Raw genomic sequence first — 17,478 nt, forward strand, 5'->3', positions numbered from 1 at the left:
CGCATCTTATTACCTTAATTTTGCTTATGTGTTGAGGTCACTAGTTTTTCTGTATAAGCAATCGCTACGGCTGAAAATACAAAGGTCATGTGAATGACGGTTTGCCACAGCAAAGTTTTTTCATCGTGTGAGGACGCATTAATAAAGGTCTTCAGCAAATGGATCGATGAGATACCAATAATTGCCGTTGCCAACTTCACCTTCAGTACGCCTGCATTGACATGCGACAACCACTCGGGTTGATCTGGGTGATTCTCTAGCTCTAAACGAGAAACAAAAGTCTCCCAACCGCCAACAATCACCATGACTAGCAAGTTCGAGATCATCACTACATCAATCAAGCCCAACACAATGAGCATGAGTGAAGTCTCTGTCATGTTTTTCTCTGACATCATGCTGATTAAATGGGCCAACTCTAACCAGAACTGCCAAACATAGACGCCCTGGGCAACAATCAGGCCAATGTAGAGTGGTGCCTGCAACCAGCGGGACATAAATATCCAGCGTGGCAGTGGGCGTAGTTTCTTATCTATGTAGGTTTGCTTGTCATCGATCATATTTGGATTTTATCCATATTTATGACATTTTTATAGCCTCATTACACATATCTTGTGTAGGGTGATTCTGATGACTCTCGCCTTTACTAGGGAATAAGGAATCCGTGATTTCCTTATTCCCCTTCTAGGCAGCTGCTGCTTGTTTTTTCTCTACTGCTAATTTTGCTTACTGATACTTGCGGCCAAATACTGGAGTATTGCTACGCTCATTGCGCTTCGTATTTTTCAATACTGCGCAGTAAGACAAAACCATAATCACTGCTAGTGAGATGCCGTTAAAGTTATTTAATAGTTCCATTTGATTTCTCCTGATATATTTCTGCGTTAATGAGATTTTGTTGCTATTGCTTATTACTGTTTTGTTTTTATGTGTTCAGAATATTGACTTACTAGCTCACGAAATGAGCTAGTAAAATTAGCTTTGTTATTTGTTGTTTTTTATTCATTTTTTGTTTCATTTTTTTGCTTACTCTTTAGCGCACTACCGGCAACTCATCCCACTGGGTGGTGTAGTTCGGTGACCTGTTGTTTGACCTCATTTGCCAATCTTGCTTCGTTCCAACTGCTGCGGTTTTAATGGCGGCATTACCAAAGCGGCTATTAATGGAGTCCATAGCCTTCATGAGTCCAGCGGACTTGCCTTTGACTTCCATGTCATCAAATAGCGATTGCTGCATCGTCGGTTTATCGGCCAAGAGATTCAGAATGACTCCCGCCTTCTTGTATTTAAAGCCTGCTTTATAGATTTGCTTCAAACCTTTTAATGCGGCGCTAGTGAGCGTTAAGGTGTTATCGCTAGGATCACTCAGAACTACTGTGATGCTTTGATGATGTTGTGGCTCAAATGGTTTGTGCGGGTTAGTTTGCACAAAGATCGTGAGCGCGCCCGTGACTGACTTCTGGCTTCTGAGCTTCTCAGCACCTCTTGCGGCATGAGTGGCAACGGACTCAGATAATCCTTCCAGTGAAGTGACTGGCTTACCAAAACTTCTTGAGGAAATAATCTGCTGTTTAGCTGGCGCCACTTCTTCTAACTGCAAGCACGATACTCCGCGCAACTCATAGCAAATACGCTCGATCACAACGCCAAACTGTTGACGCATCGCTTGTGGTGATATTTGTACTAAATCAAATATGCTATTGATCTTGAGCTCTTTGAGTTTCTTAGCAGTCTTTCCACCAACACCCCACACCTCACCTACTGCCGTCTCAGCCATCCACTGATAGAGCATTGCTTTTGGCATAGAGCTGATGTCACACACGCCAGCAAACTGAGGATTCTTTTTGGCCAAGTGATTGGCTAACTTGGCCAGTGTCTTACTAGCACCAATGCCAACGCATACTGGCAAGCCTGTAGTGTCTTTAACATCTTGTTTGATGATTTGACCCAAGCTAGTGGGGTCAGCATATTGCTTGAGCACTGTCTCAATTTGCAGAAAGCTCTCATCAATACTGTAGACCTCTAAATTAGGCGTGAACTTTCTTAAGACTTCTACTACCCTGCCACTCATATCGCCATACAGGGTGTAGTTTGATGAATAGGCTTGGATGCCATGCTGCTGAGCCAGATCTTTCATCTGAAACCAGGGCGTACCCATCTTTACGCCTAGCGCTTTGACTTCGGCACTACGCGCTACGGCGCAACCATCATTATTTGATAGCACCACCATCGGTACATCTTCCAGCTTGGGTGCAAATACACGCTCGCAAGATACATAGAAATTATTTACATCAACCAGTGCGAAGAGTTGATTGATTTGGCCGGCTTGGTTCATGCGGACCTACCGTTTCTGCTGCTAGCATGGCTGTACTTACGAACTACCCCAACAACTACACCCCAGATTTGGAGTTCGCTGTTCTCATTAAAGGTAATGGGCTCGTAATTGGGATTCTCTGGCTGAAGCTCAGTTTTGCCGCGTAATTGATAGAGGCGCTTGATGGTGTACTCATCGTCCACTACGGCAACCACGATATCTTTGTGCTTTGGTTTGAGGGCTTTATCGACCACCACCTTGTCACCATCACAAATACCCGCGCCCATCATCGAGTCCCCCTTGACGGTGAACATGAAGGTGGCTGGTTTGTTTTGAACTAGGTAGCTATTGAGATCAAGACCTTCCTCGGCATAATCGGCTGCTGGACTCGGAAATCCTGCTGAAATACGGTGACTCAGAAGTTTGAACTCATAGGCGTCATGAACCGCTAAGACTTGTGGAGCCTGGCTTAAGGTCGCTTTTGAAGGGATCATTTGAGTCGTCATGTTTATTAATATACTGTATATCCATACAGTATATGTAAAAACCTTAAAAATGACGCTCTTTTTGTTGTTTTGCTGCTGACCGCCCCCTTTTTCTAGTCATAAACCCCAAGTTCTTTAGCGGGGGAAGCATCACATAATGGCTTTGAGAATGTATATCAAAGCGCATGCACTAATTAGAAAATGGCAGTAGGAGACGAATGAAGACTTACAAAATAGCCTCGATTCCGGGTGATGGCATTGGCAAAGAAGTAATCCCTGAATGCGAGAAAGTATTAAACGCTTTAAGCAAAAAACATCCTCAGGTCGCCTTTGCCTTTGAGCATTTTGATTGGGGCGGCGACTACTACCGCAAGCACGGCATCATGATGCCTAATGACGGTCTAGAACCCCTACGCTCTAAAGATGCCATCTTATTTGGTTCGGCTGGCGACCCTGATATTCCGGATCACATTACGCTGTGGGGTTTGCGTCTCAAGATTTGTCAGGGCTTTGATCAATATGCCAATGTGCGCCCCACTCGCATTCTTCCTGGCATTCAAACTCCCTTGCGCAATTGCAAACCAGAACAATTGGACTGGGTGATTGTACGGGAGAACTCAGAAGGCGAGTATTCCGGGGTGGGTGGTAGAGCCCACCAAGGTCACCCAATTGAAGTGGCATCCGATATGAGCATCATGACACGCGTTGGCGTAGAGCGTGTACAGCGCTTTGCCTTTAAGCTCGCGCAGTCTCGACCCCGCAAACACCTTACAGTGATTACCAAGTCCAATGCCCAGCGACACGGCATGGTGATGTGGGATGAAATCGCTAAGCTGGTAGCCAAAGATTTTCCAGATGTAACTTGGGATAAAGAACTAGTCGATGCTGCTACCGCTCGCATGGTCAATCGCCCTGAATCACTCGATACGATTGTGGCTACTAATTTGCACGCGGATGTTTTGAGTGACTTGGCAGCAGCGCTTGCCGGCAGCTTGGGCATTGCCCCTACCGCTAATCTTGATCCAGAAAGGCGCTATCCATCGATGTTTGAGCCGATTCATGGTTCAGCATTTGACATTATGGGTCAGGGCTTGGCAAATCCCATCGGTACATTTTGGTCCGCAGTCATGATGCTCGACTTCTTAGGAGAAAAAGAGCTTGGCAAGATACTCATGCATGCAATTGAAGTCGTCACCGCTAATCCCCAATTACATACCCGAGATTTAGGAGGTTCTGCAATGATGAGTGATGTTACTAATGCAGTAATTGAGGAGATATCCAAATGAATGTATTTTCACTAATGAAGTTTGCTGTGCTCTCTTTAAGCCTTATCTCAGTGGTCAGCGCACAGCCATTCCCTGATAAAACCATCCAATACATCATCCCCTTCCCACCCGCTGGAGAGTCTGACTTAGTAGCGCGCTATCAAGCCGATATTTCCGCCAAAAAGTTCAAGCAACCAATGGTGGTCATGAATCGCGCAGGCGCCGGTGGTGCACTCGTCTGGAGCGCTCTCAATACCTATCCCGCTGATGGCACTACCGTAGTCGGCGTCAATATTCCCCATACGATCTTGCAGCCATTGCAAGAAGGAATTCAGTACAAGACTGATGACATCAGTGCAATCTACTACTACCACTTCACTCCAGATGCCCTGATGGTCTCTGCTGATAGCCCCTACAAAACCTATCAAGAGTTTATTGCCGCTGCCAAAAAAGAACCTGGCAAGATCAATCTTGCTGGCTCTGCGCAATACTCTGCAAACCATATGGCAGTAGAGCGCCTAAATAAATTAGCCGGCGTGAAAATTAATTACGTTCCGTTTAAAGGTACTGGAGATTTAATTACCGCCTTAATTGGGATGCACGTAGATGGCGCTATGGGTTATCTCCCCCTAGCGATTCAGCAAAAATCTAAGGTACGCACTCTCGCGATTGCTACTGAAAAACGGAACCCCGCCCTACCAGATGTACCTACATTTAAAGAATTGGGCTTGAACTGGGTGGATGGCGCTTACCGCGGCGTTGCAGTACCTAAGGCTACACCACTAGTTTTGCAGCAAAAAATGTCTGATTATTTTGCACAGCTCAATGCCGATCCTGAAACGAAGAAGAAACTAGAAGACTCGGGCTTTGTAATTGTCGATGTTCCACTCTCAAAAATGCCTGCGTTTATGAAAGAGAAAATCCCTCAGGCAATGGAAGATGCAAAGAATGCTGGGATGATTAAGTAACGACTGAATCAGTTGATAAAGCAATATATTAATTTATCTTCATAAAAACAAAAGCTACCATGTCGGTAGCTTTTGTTTTGTGGGCAGAGTGAAAATTAAACGTCACTCATAAAGTCGCCACCACCACTGTCATCCCATGAACTGGAGCCGCCATCATCCCAAGAGCTGGCATCATTCACACCAAAGTTTGGATCTAAAGATGCTGGGCCGCCCACTTGATTTAGATTGGGGTTAGTGCCGGCATTGGAATGGCCGTTATCGTGACCACCCATGAGGTTGCTTGCTAGTGCTTGACCAGCGTACATACCAGCACCTAATGCAGCACCAGTTGCAAGACTACCCATCAAGCCGCTACCCATGCCACCTGCAGCTGGAGCTCCAGGGTATCCAGGACCACCAGGATAGCCAGCAGGACCGCTTGGAGTACCAGGGTATCCAGCGCTTGGTGCGTTGTAGACCTGAACTGCTTCTGCCTTACGACGCTTCATCACAATCATGACACCGATGACCAAAATGGCAATCAAACCCCAAAAGAGTGGGTTACTGAAAATGGATGTCTGAGTGGCAGCGGGTGCAACTTGAGTGCTGGCTAATTGCACTTGGAGTTTTTGTACAGACTCCGCTTGCGCAAATGGCAAACCAGGAGCTAAGTTTTGAGCCGTGATGAAATGATTGCGCGCTGCTTCTACCTTACCCTCTTTGGCATAAAGCTCAGCTGCCACATAGTGCGCCTTTGCACTATTAGGATGATTTTGCAGAACCTCTTTCATCATGGCATCGGCTTTAGCCATCTGCCCAGATTGCACAGCCTTGTATACCTCTGGCAAAGTTGCCTCGGCAAACACAGCATTGCTGGTTAACAGTAGCGCTGCTGCGCATACGCCAACGAATAAATTAATTACCTTACGAATGTTCATCAAGACTCCTTGTAGGATGTTTCGTGTGAATTTCATTATCCCTAGTTTGGGGATTTTTGCTATTCCCTACTTATATAGGGTCTTTAGGATGAATTTCAAGGGGGTGTCGCAATTCTAGAGATTGAGTATCCTTATTTTTTGTAGCTATATTAATTCATTGCTGATATGATTTAACGTAACTACAATATTTCAGATGAAATTATCTTATGACTCAGCTAAAAATGATTCCAATATTGCAAAACATGGATTGTCACTCTCCGAGGCAGAGCTTATTGATTGGGGCTCAGCTATCAGCTGGGTTGATCATAGAAAAAATTATGGTGAGGAAAGGCGCGTAGCGTTGGCTCTAATTAATAAACGCCTGCATTGTGTAGTTTATGTTGGGCTTAAAACGAGCGTGAGAATAATCAGCTTAAGAAAAGCAAATAACCGCGAGATGAATACCTATGAAGAAAAAACTAATTAGACATAGCGCTGCAGAAGATGCTGCAATCACCAAAGCCGCCATGGAAGATCCAGACTCCATTCCGTTCACCGATGAAGAGTGGGAGAAAGCCAAGCACACGATGGTTCGCGGTCGCGGCAGACCATTAGGCAGCGGCAGCAAAGAGCAAGTTACCCTGAGAATCGATAAAGATGTTTTAGATTTCTACAAATCCAAGGGTGAAGGTTGGCAGACCTTTATCAATCTAGTATTGGGTGAGATTAAAAAAGAAGCTAAATCGATATCGGCGGTTGAGAAGAAAATCATCAAGGGCAATTTAATATCAAACAAACTAAAAATTGCCGCCTAAGATTACACTTAATTAACTTCTGAAATCTCACCTCTAGCGGATATTAAAAAGGCTTTGGTAGGCTTATCTGGACGTATTCTGGCAAGCTCCTGTTTGTAGTTATTGAGCTGTGCGCGGTATTTATTGTGAGCTTCACTGCCCACCTCAGGGATCGTGAGCTTGTAATCCAAGATGGCTAAGTGATCATCACACTCTACTAAGCGGTCTAGGCGGAAACTTTTGCCATCCAAGCTCACAACATCAATCTCATTCCAAGCTTGCACCCACTGATTTGAAGTGAGGTATTGCGCAAGCTCTTGCGTGTTGAGAACAGTGGTTGCTTGGTCTAGCGCTTTGCTTGCTGATTCATTACTAATGCCAAGCCAGCGAGCGATTTGTTCTGTGCTCATGGCTTCTGGTTCTGTTGCTCCAGTTTGCAGGGTGAGATGCTCTAGCAGTTGATGAAAGTGCACGCCCTCTTCTAATATTTTGGAGTTATCTGGTGTACTGCTATCTTCCTGGAAGACTTTGAGCGTCATGCCACTCTCGATATCTTTGAGTTGCTGCTCATGACTCACCTTGGCCGCAACCCAGGAAACCTCAAAGTCATCCATCATGAAATCCTTTGGATTGCCTGGTTTCTGACTTGTTGGCGCTGGGCTTGTGTTTTTTAATGGTGCGGGTTGATCCTCAAGAACAGCCAACTGCCCTAGCCTCGCTCTGCCATACCAAGACTTCTCATCTAAGCCTGAAGGATTCTTTGCGGTGGGTGCCTTTGCGACACCACTAATCCACAGCCCCTGCTTCGCCCTGGTCATTGCCACGTAGAGTAGATTCCAGTTCTCGTTCTTACCAATGAGTAGCTCGCGTTCACGCACTTCACTACGAGGATTGGTTAAGGTGGCTAAGGTATACATCGATAAATGACTAGGACTCTCACTCTCAGGCGGCCAATCCAATAAGACGCCACGATGATCTGCCTTGCCTTCAGTGTGGTTCGCATCGAGCATGATTACAAACGGAGATTCCAAGCCTTTTGCTCCATGAATCGTCATCATACGAACGCGCTTGTTTTTATCTTCCTCCGATAACTCACTCTCTTCATCGAGCTCTACTAAATCAGGCTCAGCATCCACATCTCCTTCATCTGGAGTTTCATCATCATCGCCACGACGAATGGTATTGATCTCTTCAATAAAGCGACCCAAGCTTGGATAACGGCCGCCATCTTGATTGAGTGCCAGCTCTAGGAAGGCATCGAGGTTCGCCAAGACTTGCGCGCGGGCAATTTCTTGAGAAACGCTTGCGTATTTAATCCGCAAATCGCTCTCTTGATAGATGTGGTCCAGCAAGTCGTGCACTGGAAGGCGCTCACCCAGCATGCGCCAATGCTCTAAATACCGCGCTGCCTGCATCAAGCTGGCATCTGGGCTGTCTTGCAAAGCATCCCACCAAGAGCGGTATTGATGTGAAGCGACTGCCTTAGCAAGGATTTGCATTTGGCTTTCAGTAAACGCAAAGATCGGACTTCTCAACACCTGTGCCAGCGGCAAATCATGGCGCGGCGTTACCAAGACAGTTAAGAGTGCAATCAGATCATCAATCTCTAGGGTATTGAGTAAACCACCGAGCCTTGAACTCTCGAACGCTACACCTGCCTCACGTAGAGCACGCTCGAATTGCGGGAGGTACTTGCGGCGCTTCACCAATAATAAGAAATCACTCTCCCTTGCCTTGCGCCAGACTTCTTGACCATTGATGCGATCCACTACAGGACGTGTCTGAATGAGATGCTGCATCAATGCACTGACCTGTTGCCCCTCGACATAGCGCTGAGTGACATCAGCAGTTTGCCGCGTATCCACAATGGCTTGCTCAAAAGCATTGCCAGCTCTTTGCTCTAGATCCTGGGCCTCGTATTTCACGAGAGGCAATAAATAGGCTTCACCCTCGTTTGAATATGGCGCTTCTGTAGTATTTCCTGGTGGCGCTTTCCACAAAGTGTTTTGCGCAGTAAATGGATATGACTCTGGCAATTGTTCAGTGCCGAAGATCTGATTTACTGCATCGTTGATTCTTGGTGCATTACGGCGGGTCGTGTTTTGATTTAAGGATGCTGCGTTCATTTCTTTTACCAAGAAAGCCTGCGCATCATTAAATAATCTCGGGTCGGCGCGGCGGAATCGGTAAATCGATTGTTTGGGATCCCCTACGATAAAGACGGTGGGTTTAGACTCATCCTGACCATAACCTTCTAACCATGCCCGCAGAATTTGCCACTGTAAAGGATTGGTGTCCTGAAACTCATCAACCAGAATGTGTTTGTACTTCGCATCTAGTCTCGACTGCAAGTAGGCTGCATTAGCAGAGTCCGCCATTAACTGGCTGACACCAATCTCCAGATCATCAAAGTCACGCACACGCATGGACTCTTTGGTGATGTTGACGTGGTCCATCATTGCGGCGCTCATTGCAAACCAAGCTTCATTGAGCGCGAAGGCCTCTTGCTCTTTTTTCCAAGCAACAAATTCTAAGAACGCTGTTGCCCAAGCTTGTTTATAAGTCACATGCTCTTGCTCGCGATCTAGCTCACCCTCTTTTTTAAGGTATTTCTTAAGATCGCCGGCAGCTTTGTCATTCGAAGTGCGATTGGTGTCGTCTTGGGTCAAAAATACTAACTGCAATATCGATGCTATCTCCATCACATCACCACCCTTGGCCTTGAGGTCGATTGCCATCTGAATGCTGGGTGCGTAAGCCATTTCTGTAGCACTGCTATTACTAAAGCAGCGATGCAAATACTCTAAGTCTGCTTTAGCGTTAATGGCACTCCAAATTACATTGAGCGGATTATCGATCGTCAGTCTCGTTAAATCCGTTTTGAGTTTCTCAATCGGGGTAGTGCCATGCGCTTTGCATGCTTGCGAGAAGAAGGTCCAAGCGCCTCTTTGCTTAAAAAGGCTGTAATTACTCATCAGGAACTTTTGGGTCTCACTTGCACCAAGCGCCTTTAATAGGGTGTCGTAATGCACTGCAATACCTGCAGGCAAATTACCCCACCAGTCATCCAGGCACTCATCTTGCAAACGCTTTCCATCTTCTCGCAAACTAAAGCCAGGCTGAATACCGGTTGAGATTGGAGCCGCACCTAAGAGTCTGCCAAACCAACCATGGAAGGTATCAATCACAATCCCTTGTGGGCTTGACAGTACTTTGGCATACAAAGACTTGGCGGTAGGTAGTAGTGCCTTCGCCTCATCGGTAGTCAGACCCCGATCAGTTAAATGCTGGAATAGCTGCTCATCACTCGATTGTGAAAACTCCTCCAACAAACGATAGAGGCGATCACGCATCTCTTGCGCAGCTTTTCTGGTAAACGTGAGTGCAAGGATCTCTTGAGGCTTGGCACCAGCCAAAAGGAGGCGAGCCATGCGGGTAACCAATAACCAGGTCTTACCGCTGCCTGCGCAAGCAGACACAATCACCGAGCGATTGGGATCGCAAGCAATCTCGACTGGGAATGTAGAGTTACTCACCACATCCCCTTTCTACAAATACCCCGAGCTTCGCAATACTGACAAACGCTATCGGGTGCAAACGCCTTGAGGGGTTTGCCAGACCAAAGCGATTGCACATCTTCAGTCATTTGCTCAGAAAATGCTTGCATTAGGTCTGGCATTTCTGCGATGACTACTGAACGCTCCGCTTCATCGCCATCCTTTTTCACATCAGCCTTTAAAGCAACCCACTCAGCCGCATTGACTGCGCGCCCAGGGATCTTGTTGCTCTCATTAGAAGCTCTGGCATAGATTAATAATTGTGGGTCATCTAGCACTATCTCAGAGCGCTGCTCGACTTTAGTGAGGCTCTGATTCTTATAGTCAATGACTGATGCGGCTTGAGGATCATGGATGCTCACATCAAAGCGGTCCGCATAGCCCTCAATGCGAATGTGACGCCCGTTGCCATCTACATCCGTAAATGGCAGATCAAAGCCGACCTTCACTTCGGCATCGTGGAACTGCCAACCTTGAGCCTCACGATCTAACTGCCACTGAATAAAACTGGGAATTTGTTTTTGCCAATCCCTTAAGACACCTAAGACTCTGGCATCACCTTCGATTAAACGCTTAAAGACTTGTTCAGAGATGAGTGTTAGCTGATCTTGCATCCAAGCGCGGCGTAGTCCTGAATCATTGGTGGTTGGTGAGTTGGATTTTGGCGCCTCGCTTTTCATAGCGTGATAGAAATTACGCAAGATCTTGTGGAGCGTTTGCCCAGCAAGAGAGGCATCAAAGCCCTCTTCAAAGCCTTTGAGTTTGCGTAGGCCCAGTAGGCTACGCACATAGTATCGATAAGGACAGTCACGCAAGGCCTTATAAGCACTTGGACTCATCGAGACCGGCATTGGCAAATCTGAATCCAATTTAGCTATTGCCATTTGCGATGGTGCTGCTGCGCCATTCCGAGGCGCAAATAAGGCGCTGGCATTTTGCGCCTGCCAATTAGGCAAATCCATTTGGAGTCGCTGAATCCAGGCGGATGGTCTTAATGGCTCTCCACTCTTACTCTTGCTCTGCCAAAGGAGATCAACACTTTGAAAAGAGATGAGTAGTTGAGATAGATCTCGTGCCTGCTGAATAAACTGGGCCTCGATACTTGATCCACCCAAGAGACGATTTAAAGCATCGGAGAAAAATAATGGTGGCTCTGAAAATGCGGGAAGTTGCTGCTCGTCACAGCCCACCATCACAACAGATTCAAATTCTCTAAAACGAGTGGAGCTCAGTGGCAGGATACTTAAAGTAGCTGCGGCATTGACACCCTTCTCTTCATATGAAGACTCTTCGATGACGGTCTTTAATAAGCTCAACCACTCATTGAGACGCATGGCAATTTGCTGATGCTCCACATCAAAATCAAATGTTTCCAAAAGCTCGAGCAATTGTTTGCCAGCAGAATCTATTTCTAAGCCTTGGGTCATTCCCATTTGAATCAGATCATCCATCAGATACTGATGCGCAAGAGCGCAATTGATCTTGATTCCACGCCAGCGATTGAGTCGGCCACGAATCGATTGCAGGAACTCTAATAAAAGTGGATTAGGTGCAGCTGAACTATGCGCAACCGATCCCTCGATCGCCATATGAAAGGTTTCCCAACCGGATTTAGCTTGGCTAGCAATCAAAATATCCTCAAACTGCGCCACTAATCCATTTAAAGATTCTGTATCACGAGTAGCGTTGGAGTTAAGGCACTTTCCCAGATCTAAGAATGGATTTTGCAAGAACTCCAATAGGTCAGCGGCGCTAGGCCCTTCAGGTGGAGCACGTAATAACTCGAGCCAACTATTGAGCGCCGCTGCTGCTCTGGTGGTGGATAACTTCCAACCAGTTTCATCTTGGATCTTGAGGGATGGTCCAAGGCGTGCCAGTAATGCGCGCGCCCTTCTGGCAACAAGACGATCTTGCGCTACTAAGGCGATATTCGTTTTACCGTTGATTAACTGTTGTTCAATGGTTTTGGCTGTTGCCCACGCCAACTCTTCAAATCGCTTAGCGGCAATCAGATGCCAATGCTCTGGATACGAATTGTCGATATTTGTTTTGATTGTTTGTAGCTTTTGCTCTTCAGGAGTGCCGGGATCTAATGCTTCCGCCCAGAGCGCAACCGACTCCCAATTCATAGTTACTTCAACTGCTGGGGCGTATTGCGCATAGTCCGCTAAATATCCCTGAATGAGCTGTTTATCAATCGGAGTTGGATCTGCCGTCTCTACCCAAATTAAGGGTCTGACATTTGCTAGTGCAATTTTCTGGGCAGCCTCGAGATGAGTCGCCAGTGCATATTGCTTTCTAAAGGCAGGATCGCTTGAGCTGGTGATGTACCTCCAAAACGTCAGCAGTACTTGCGCCTCTTGATCCACTACTTTTTTAGCCAGGGCTGGGTATGCTTCACCAATAGCGCGATCCAATAGTGGTTCTAGAATTTCGATCCAAGATTGTGTATTTTGGGTAATCGCTTGGTCTTGATTGGTAATCAGATTGCGTAGCTCTTGCTGAAGGCTAGGCGCTATTGAGTTAGATAATGTATCGCAAGCTGCAATAATGGCCTGCGCTAATCCCCATGACCCTGCTTCAGTTTCTGCCTTAAACCAGGCTTGCAGCTCTTTGTGCTTACGAAGCGTGGCATATACAGACAACCAGCGCTCTAAATCGGTTTGTTTTTTAGGAAACTTCCATGCGCCTGGCGCTGCTTCTAGCCAGTCGTTAAAACTCATCACTTGGGGCAAGAAGGCAATATGACTTGGTAGATCCTTGGGGCGATATTTCTCTAAAGCGGTTCTCACCCCCATTAATGGGCCTGCCGTGCTCAGCACCACTAAGGGGCGCTGTTTGGTTTGCACTGCACAATTCCAAATACCCTCAGCGAGTGATTTCAGAGCACTAGCATTGGGTGCTATTGTCCAAGCATGTGGCTGCTTTTGCTCAGATAGGGTTGGGAACGGGTGCGGCATTGAGGGTGGTTCTATGGCTTCTTTTGAGAATTTAGGCAGAAAGTGTGGCTTATTGCTAATATAAGCGTTGTAGCGCAATAAAATATAAAACTAAATAAGACTAATTAAGGAATTTTCATGAGTGCCGGCATCAAGTATGTAACTGACGCTTCTTTCGAGGAAGACGTTCTCAAGTCCGATAAACCTGTTCTCTTGGACTTCTGGGCTGAGTGGTGTGGTCCTTGCAAGATGATCGGCCCTATCCTTGAAGAGCTGGCTGGTGAGTACGGCGACAAGATTCAAATCGCTAAGATGAATGTGGATGAGAACCAAGGCGTTCCTGCCCAGTTCAATATTCGTGGCATTCCTACATTGATCCTCTTTAAGAACGGCACTGTTGCTGCTCAAAAAGTAGGCGCTTTGGCCAAATCTCAGTTGACTGCATTTATTGATAGTCATCTGTAAATAGTCCCAGATCACAGGTTCACTGGGTGAGCCTGTGGTTTTTAGCTGTTTTTAGTGTAGTATCTGTTTCATTAGTAGTTCAACGCACATCAAGTGCCCCTCTTTTTCTAGCAAACTCCCCAAACATTCTGCTTTTCAATTCTGTCTGATGTCCATCTAGACAGCGATATCCCAAAACACACTTACACCCCTTTCTACACCCGAGAACCACATGCAATTATCTGAACTCAAAGTACTCCACGTATCCGCCCTGCTTGAAATGGCAGCCAGCCTGGAGATTGAAAATACCCAGCGGATGCGCAAACAAGAGTTGATGTTTGCCATCCTCAAGAAGCGCGCCAAGGAAGGTGAATCTGTTTTCGGTGACGGTACTTTGGAAGTGTTGCCTGACGGCTTTGGTTTCTTACGATCCCCAGATGCCTCTTATATGGCTTCTCCGGATGACATCTATATCTCCCCTGCGCAGATCCGCCGCTTTAACCTGCACACTGGTGACAGCGTTGAAGGTGAGGTTCGCACACCTAAAGATGGTGAGCGTTACTTTGCATTAGTGAAGGTAGACAAGATCAACGGTTTGGCTCCTGAGGCCTTGAAGAACCGCATCATGTTCGAGAACTTAACGCCTTTACACCCAAATCGCGTGATTCAACTAGAGCGTGACATCAAAGCTGAAGAGAATTTAACTGGTCGCATCATCGATATGATCTCCCCAATTGGCTATGGCCAGCGCGGCCTGATCGTGTCTTCACCTAAATCCGGTAAGACCGTGATGATGCAGCACATCGCCCATGCGATTTCTGCGAACAATCCTGATGCAATCTTGATCGTATTATTGGTTGATGAGCGCCCTGAAGAAGTTACTGAAATGCAGCGCTCTGTACGCGGCGAAGTGGTTGCCTCAACATTTGATGAACCAGCTGTGCGTCACGTTCAAGTTGCCGAGATGGTGATTGAAAAGGCTAAGCGTTTAGTTGAGATGAAAAAAGACGTCATCATCTTGCTGGACTCGATAACCCGTCTGGCTCGTGCTTACAACACCGTCATCCCTTCATCCGGCAAAGTACTCTCTGGTGGTGTGGATGCCAATGCATTGCAACGTCCAAAGCGCTTCTTCGGTGCGGCGCGTAACGTGGAAGAAGGTGGTTCACTCACCATCATCGCAACTGCCTTGATTGAAACCGGCAGCCGTATGGATGACCTCATCTACGAGGAGTTCAAAGGCACCGGCAATATGGAAGTACACCTTGAGCGTCGTTTAGCTGAGCGTCGTGTTTACCCATCGATTAACCTCAATAAGTCCGGCACCCGCCGTGAAGAGTTGCTGGTGAAAGCTGAAAACCTACAGAAAATCTGGGTATTGCGTAAATTATTGGCCGATATGGACGATATTGAGGCGATGAACTTTATTGTTGATAAGCTCAAATCAACCAAAAATAATGGTGAATTCTTCGATTTAATGCGTAAGGGTGGCTAATTTAGGCTCTCAGAGTCGGTAAAAGTGCGCTTTGTTGTTGATTTCATGGCATAATTTTGCCTTTACCGCTTTAATAATCTGCATTTAACTTGGGTAAGTATTTAGGTCTTTGGACCAAAACGGCTGCCCGCTAATAGGACTCAATAATGAAACCTGGCATTCACCCCGAATATCGTGAAATCGTCTTTGTAGACGTTTCTAATAACTTCAGCTTCAAGACTCGCTCCACTATGTCTACTAGAGAGACAATCAAGTGGGAAGATGGCAAGGAATATCCTTTGTCCAAGATCGAGACTTCATCTGAGTCACACCCTTTCTACACTGGTACCCAGAAGATTATGGATACTGCCGGTCGTGTTGAGAAATTCCGTCAGAAATTCGGCACTAAAGCGGTTGCTAAAGCTGCTGGTGATGGCGCTGCTAAAACAGCTGAGAAAAAAGCGGCTGCTGCAGAAGCTAAAGCTGCTGAAAAGCCAGCCAAGAAGAAGGCTTAATAATAGGCTTACTCAAATAAGGGGCTGGGTATTCACTATTCATCCTCCCCTGCGAGATAATCAAGGCAGCGTTTGCTGCCTTTTTTATTGCTAGTTTTTTATGGTTAAACTCACCGCCGCCGCCACCACCTCCATTCCACGCATCATTATTTTTGCGTTGACTTTGATCTATGGTTTTGCTGGCCTCTTTCTGCGCGATCCATGGAAGAACGAAGATGCCATCGGATTTGGTGGCATGTGGGCTTTGCAACACGGCACAACACTTGATTGGATTGTTCCGCACCTTGCGGGGCGCGACGTTTCTCTTGGCGCACCCTTTCCCTACTGGCTAGGTGCCACCCTAATGGATCTATTTGGTTCATTGATTGGCATGGCTAATGCAGCACGCCTCTATGCGGCAGTTTGCTTCTTTGCTGCTGCTCTAGCCATTTGGTATGCAACTTATTTATTGGGACGTCGCCCAGAAGTGCAGCCGATGGTACTGGCAGTGGGTGGTCAACCGGGTCGTAAAAATTACGGCATGACTTTGGCTGATGGCGCTCTATTGATTTTCTTAGCCTGCGTTGGACTTGCACAGCGTGCGCATGAGACTACGCCGATGATGGCGCAACTGATGGGCATCAGTATTGTTTTGTACGGCACCGTCCGTGGTTTAGATAAACCTTGGCAAGGCGGCTTTTGGACTGGTCTTGGTATTGCGATCGTTGCCCTCTCCAGCAATCTCACGCTGAGCCTAATCATCGTGAGCTCCACCATCATTGCAGTGATTGCGAGCAATGCGAAGTTGCGCTTTCGCTGGACCTTAACTAGTACTGTTTTGGGGCTGATTGGTTTTGCGCTTTGGCCTGCGCTCTGGTACTTAGGCAACCTCAGTCCTGAGTGGCGTCATATCGCCGAGGAAGGCTGGCGCAATATGCCAGAGATGCGCGCAACGCCATCTATTGAATCCCTAGGATTTTTAAGCATCAACTTCTGGGCTTACGCTTGGCCAGTTTGGCCATTAGCCATCATCTCCCTCGCACATTGGGGTCGAGTAAAAGAGGCGGGGCAATGGCGCGCTCCTCATCTATGTATTCCGCTGAGTTTATTTATTGGTTGCTTGATTTATGTTCTGTTCCGCTTAGAAGCAAATGAACATGACCTCATCATTTTGATTCCGAGTTTGTCAATTATTGCTACATTTAGTTTGCCGATTCTTAAACGTGGCCTGATTAGCTTTATTGATTGGTTTGCGATGTTTAGCTTCACCATGATTGCTTTAGCCATTTGGATTATTTGGCTTGCTAAGGTGACCGGCTTCCCAGAATCCACCGCTGCCAATTTGGCAAGGCTGTTACCTGGCTTTCAGGCACAGTTTGATTACATTGGTTTTGTCATTGCCCTCATCATCACCGGCATCTGGTTAGCGATTGTGCGCTGGAGAACTTCTCGCGCCCCTAAAGAAATCTGGCGTTGCCTCATCATCTCGGCCTCTGGCACTACTTTGATGTGGGTTCTCTTGATGACTTTGTGGTTACCAACAATTAATTACGCTAAGACCTATCGCTATGTATCCGATCGCTTAGTTCAAGTTATTGCCAATACACCAGGATGTATTGATACCACTAATCTAGGTCCAGCTCAACTAGCTTCATTTAGTTATTTCACAAAACTTCCCTTACGTGATGATTCCAGCTGCAATCTGATGTTGACTCATAGCTCTTTAGAGGCAAAGGCTTATGCCAGCCTTAATAAAAAGAAAATTGAATTACTCTGGGAAGATCGCCGTGCGTCTGACCGTGATGAGCGCCTGCGCCTGTATCAAATTACTTCTGCAGGTAAGGAATAAAA

15 protein-coding genes are annotated in these 17,478 nt (G+C 46.6%); 8 read left to right on the top strand and 7 right to left on the bottom strand.

Going from position 1 to position 17,478, the window contains the following annotated elements:
• Positions 1–14: 14 nt before the first annotated feature.
• From FD977_RS06335 to FD977_RS06345, 4 genes are all read right to left on the bottom strand, one after another.
• Positions 15–557 carry a TIGR00645 family protein gene (locus tag FD977_RS06335; protein WP_215304262.1) on the bottom strand — a complete coding sequence of 181 codons (543 nt, stop codon included), beginning with the start codon at positions 555–557 and terminating at the stop codon, positions 15–17.
• Positions 558–723: 166 nt separating this feature from the next.
• Positions 724–855: a hypothetical protein gene (locus tag FD977_RS10855; RefSeq protein WP_256442644.1), complete on the bottom strand. Its 132-nt coding sequence runs from the start codon at positions 853–855 to the stop codon at positions 724–726.
• A 175-nt stretch (positions 856–1,030) separates the two neighbouring features.
• Positions 1,031–2,332 carry a Y-family DNA polymerase gene (locus tag FD977_RS06340; RefSeq protein WP_215304264.1) on the bottom strand — a complete coding sequence of 434 codons (1,302 nt, stop codon included), beginning with the start codon at positions 2,330–2,332 and terminating at the stop codon, positions 1,031–1,033.
• On the bottom strand, positions 2,329–2,817 hold the full coding sequence (locus tag FD977_RS06345) for a LexA family transcriptional regulator (RefSeq protein ID WP_215304265.1): 489 nt from the start codon (positions 2,815–2,817) through the stop codon (positions 2,329–2,331). The genes FD977_RS06340 and FD977_RS06345 overlap by 4 nt, the downstream gene beginning before the upstream one ends.
• A gap of 197 nt (positions 2,818–3,014) precedes the next feature.
• Between FD977_RS06345 and FD977_RS06350 the strand changes: the two genes are divergently transcribed.
• Together FD977_RS06350 and FD977_RS06355 are read left to right on the top strand one after the other, a co-directional pair.
• A complete protein-coding gene (locus tag FD977_RS06350; protein WP_215304266.1) occupies positions 3,015–4,082 on the top strand; it encodes a tartrate dehydrogenase in 1,068 nt (355 codons plus the stop codon).
• On the top strand, positions 4,079–5,029 hold the full coding sequence (locus tag FD977_RS06355; RefSeq protein ID WP_215304267.1) for a tripartite tricarboxylate transporter substrate binding protein: 951 nt from the start codon (positions 4,079–4,081) through the stop codon (positions 5,027–5,029). The genes FD977_RS06350 and FD977_RS06355 overlap by 4 nt, the downstream gene beginning before the upstream one ends.
• 95 nt (positions 5,030–5,124) lie before the next feature.
• Here FD977_RS06355 and FD977_RS06360 read toward each other — a convergent pair whose 3' ends face one another.
• Positions 5,125–5,946 (bottom strand): tetratricopeptide repeat protein, encoded by an 822-nt coding sequence (locus tag FD977_RS06360; RefSeq protein ID WP_215304268.1) that lies wholly within the window; start codon positions 5,944–5,946, stop codon positions 5,125–5,127.
• Positions 5,947–6,139: 193 nt separating this feature from the next.
• Here FD977_RS06360 and FD977_RS06365 point away from each other — a divergent pair, with 193 nt between their 5' ends.
• Together FD977_RS06365 and FD977_RS06370 are read left to right on the top strand one after the other, a co-directional pair.
• On the top strand, positions 6,140–6,412 hold the full coding sequence (locus FD977_RS06365) for a BrnT family toxin (protein ID WP_215304269.1): 273 nt from the start codon (positions 6,140–6,142) through the stop codon (positions 6,410–6,412).
• Entirely contained in the window at positions 6,393–6,740 is a 348-nt protein-coding gene (locus FD977_RS06370) for a BrnA antitoxin family protein (RefSeq protein ID WP_215304270.1), read from the top strand. The genes FD977_RS06365 and FD977_RS06370 overlap by 20 nt, the downstream gene beginning before the upstream one ends.
• An 8-nt stretch (positions 6,741–6,748) precedes the next feature.
• On the opposite strand, the gene FD977_RS06375 is transcribed toward FD977_RS06370, so the two are convergent.
• Positions 6,749–10,255: an exodeoxyribonuclease V subunit beta gene (locus FD977_RS06375; protein ID WP_251369443.1), complete on the bottom strand. Its 3,507-nt coding sequence runs from the start codon at positions 10,253–10,255 to the stop codon at positions 6,749–6,751.
• Positions 10,252–13,236: a PD-(D/E)XK nuclease family protein gene (locus tag FD977_RS06380; RefSeq protein WP_215304271.1), complete on the bottom strand. Its 2,985-nt coding sequence runs from the start codon at positions 13,234–13,236 to the stop codon at positions 10,252–10,254. Before FD977_RS06380 ends, FD977_RS06375 begins: the two co-directional genes overlap by 4 nt.
• Before the next feature lie 117 nt (positions 13,237–13,353).
• On the opposite strand from FD977_RS06380, the gene trxA reads away from it, so the two are divergent.
• From trxA to FD977_RS06400, 4 genes are all read left to right on the top strand, one after another.
• Positions 13,354–13,680 (top strand): thioredoxin TrxA, encoded by a 327-nt coding sequence (gene trxA, locus FD977_RS06385; RefSeq protein ID WP_215304272.1) that lies wholly within the window; start codon positions 13,354–13,356, stop codon positions 13,678–13,680.
• A gap of 211 nt (positions 13,681–13,891) precedes the next feature.
• Positions 13,892–15,154 (top strand): transcription termination factor Rho, encoded by a 1,263-nt coding sequence (gene rho / locus FD977_RS06390; protein WP_046330324.1) that lies wholly within the window; start codon positions 13,892–13,894, stop codon positions 15,152–15,154.
• Positions 15,155–15,300: 146 nt separating this feature from the next.
• On the top strand, positions 15,301–15,648 hold the full coding sequence (locus FD977_RS06395) for a type B 50S ribosomal protein L31 (protein WP_173960509.1): 348 nt from the start codon (positions 15,301–15,303) through the stop codon (positions 15,646–15,648).
• A gap of 100 nt (positions 15,649–15,748) precedes the next feature.
• Entirely contained in the window at positions 15,749–17,476 is a 1,728-nt protein-coding gene (locus FD977_RS06400) for a glycosyltransferase family 39 protein (RefSeq protein WP_215304273.1), read from the top strand.
• Positions 17,477–17,478: the final 2 nt, after the last annotated feature.

The sequence above is a fragment of the Polynucleobacter sp. AP-Elch-400A-B2 genome (genome assembly GCF_018688355.1).
Classification (GTDB): Bacteria; Pseudomonadota; Gammaproteobacteria; order Burkholderiales; family Burkholderiaceae; genus Polynucleobacter.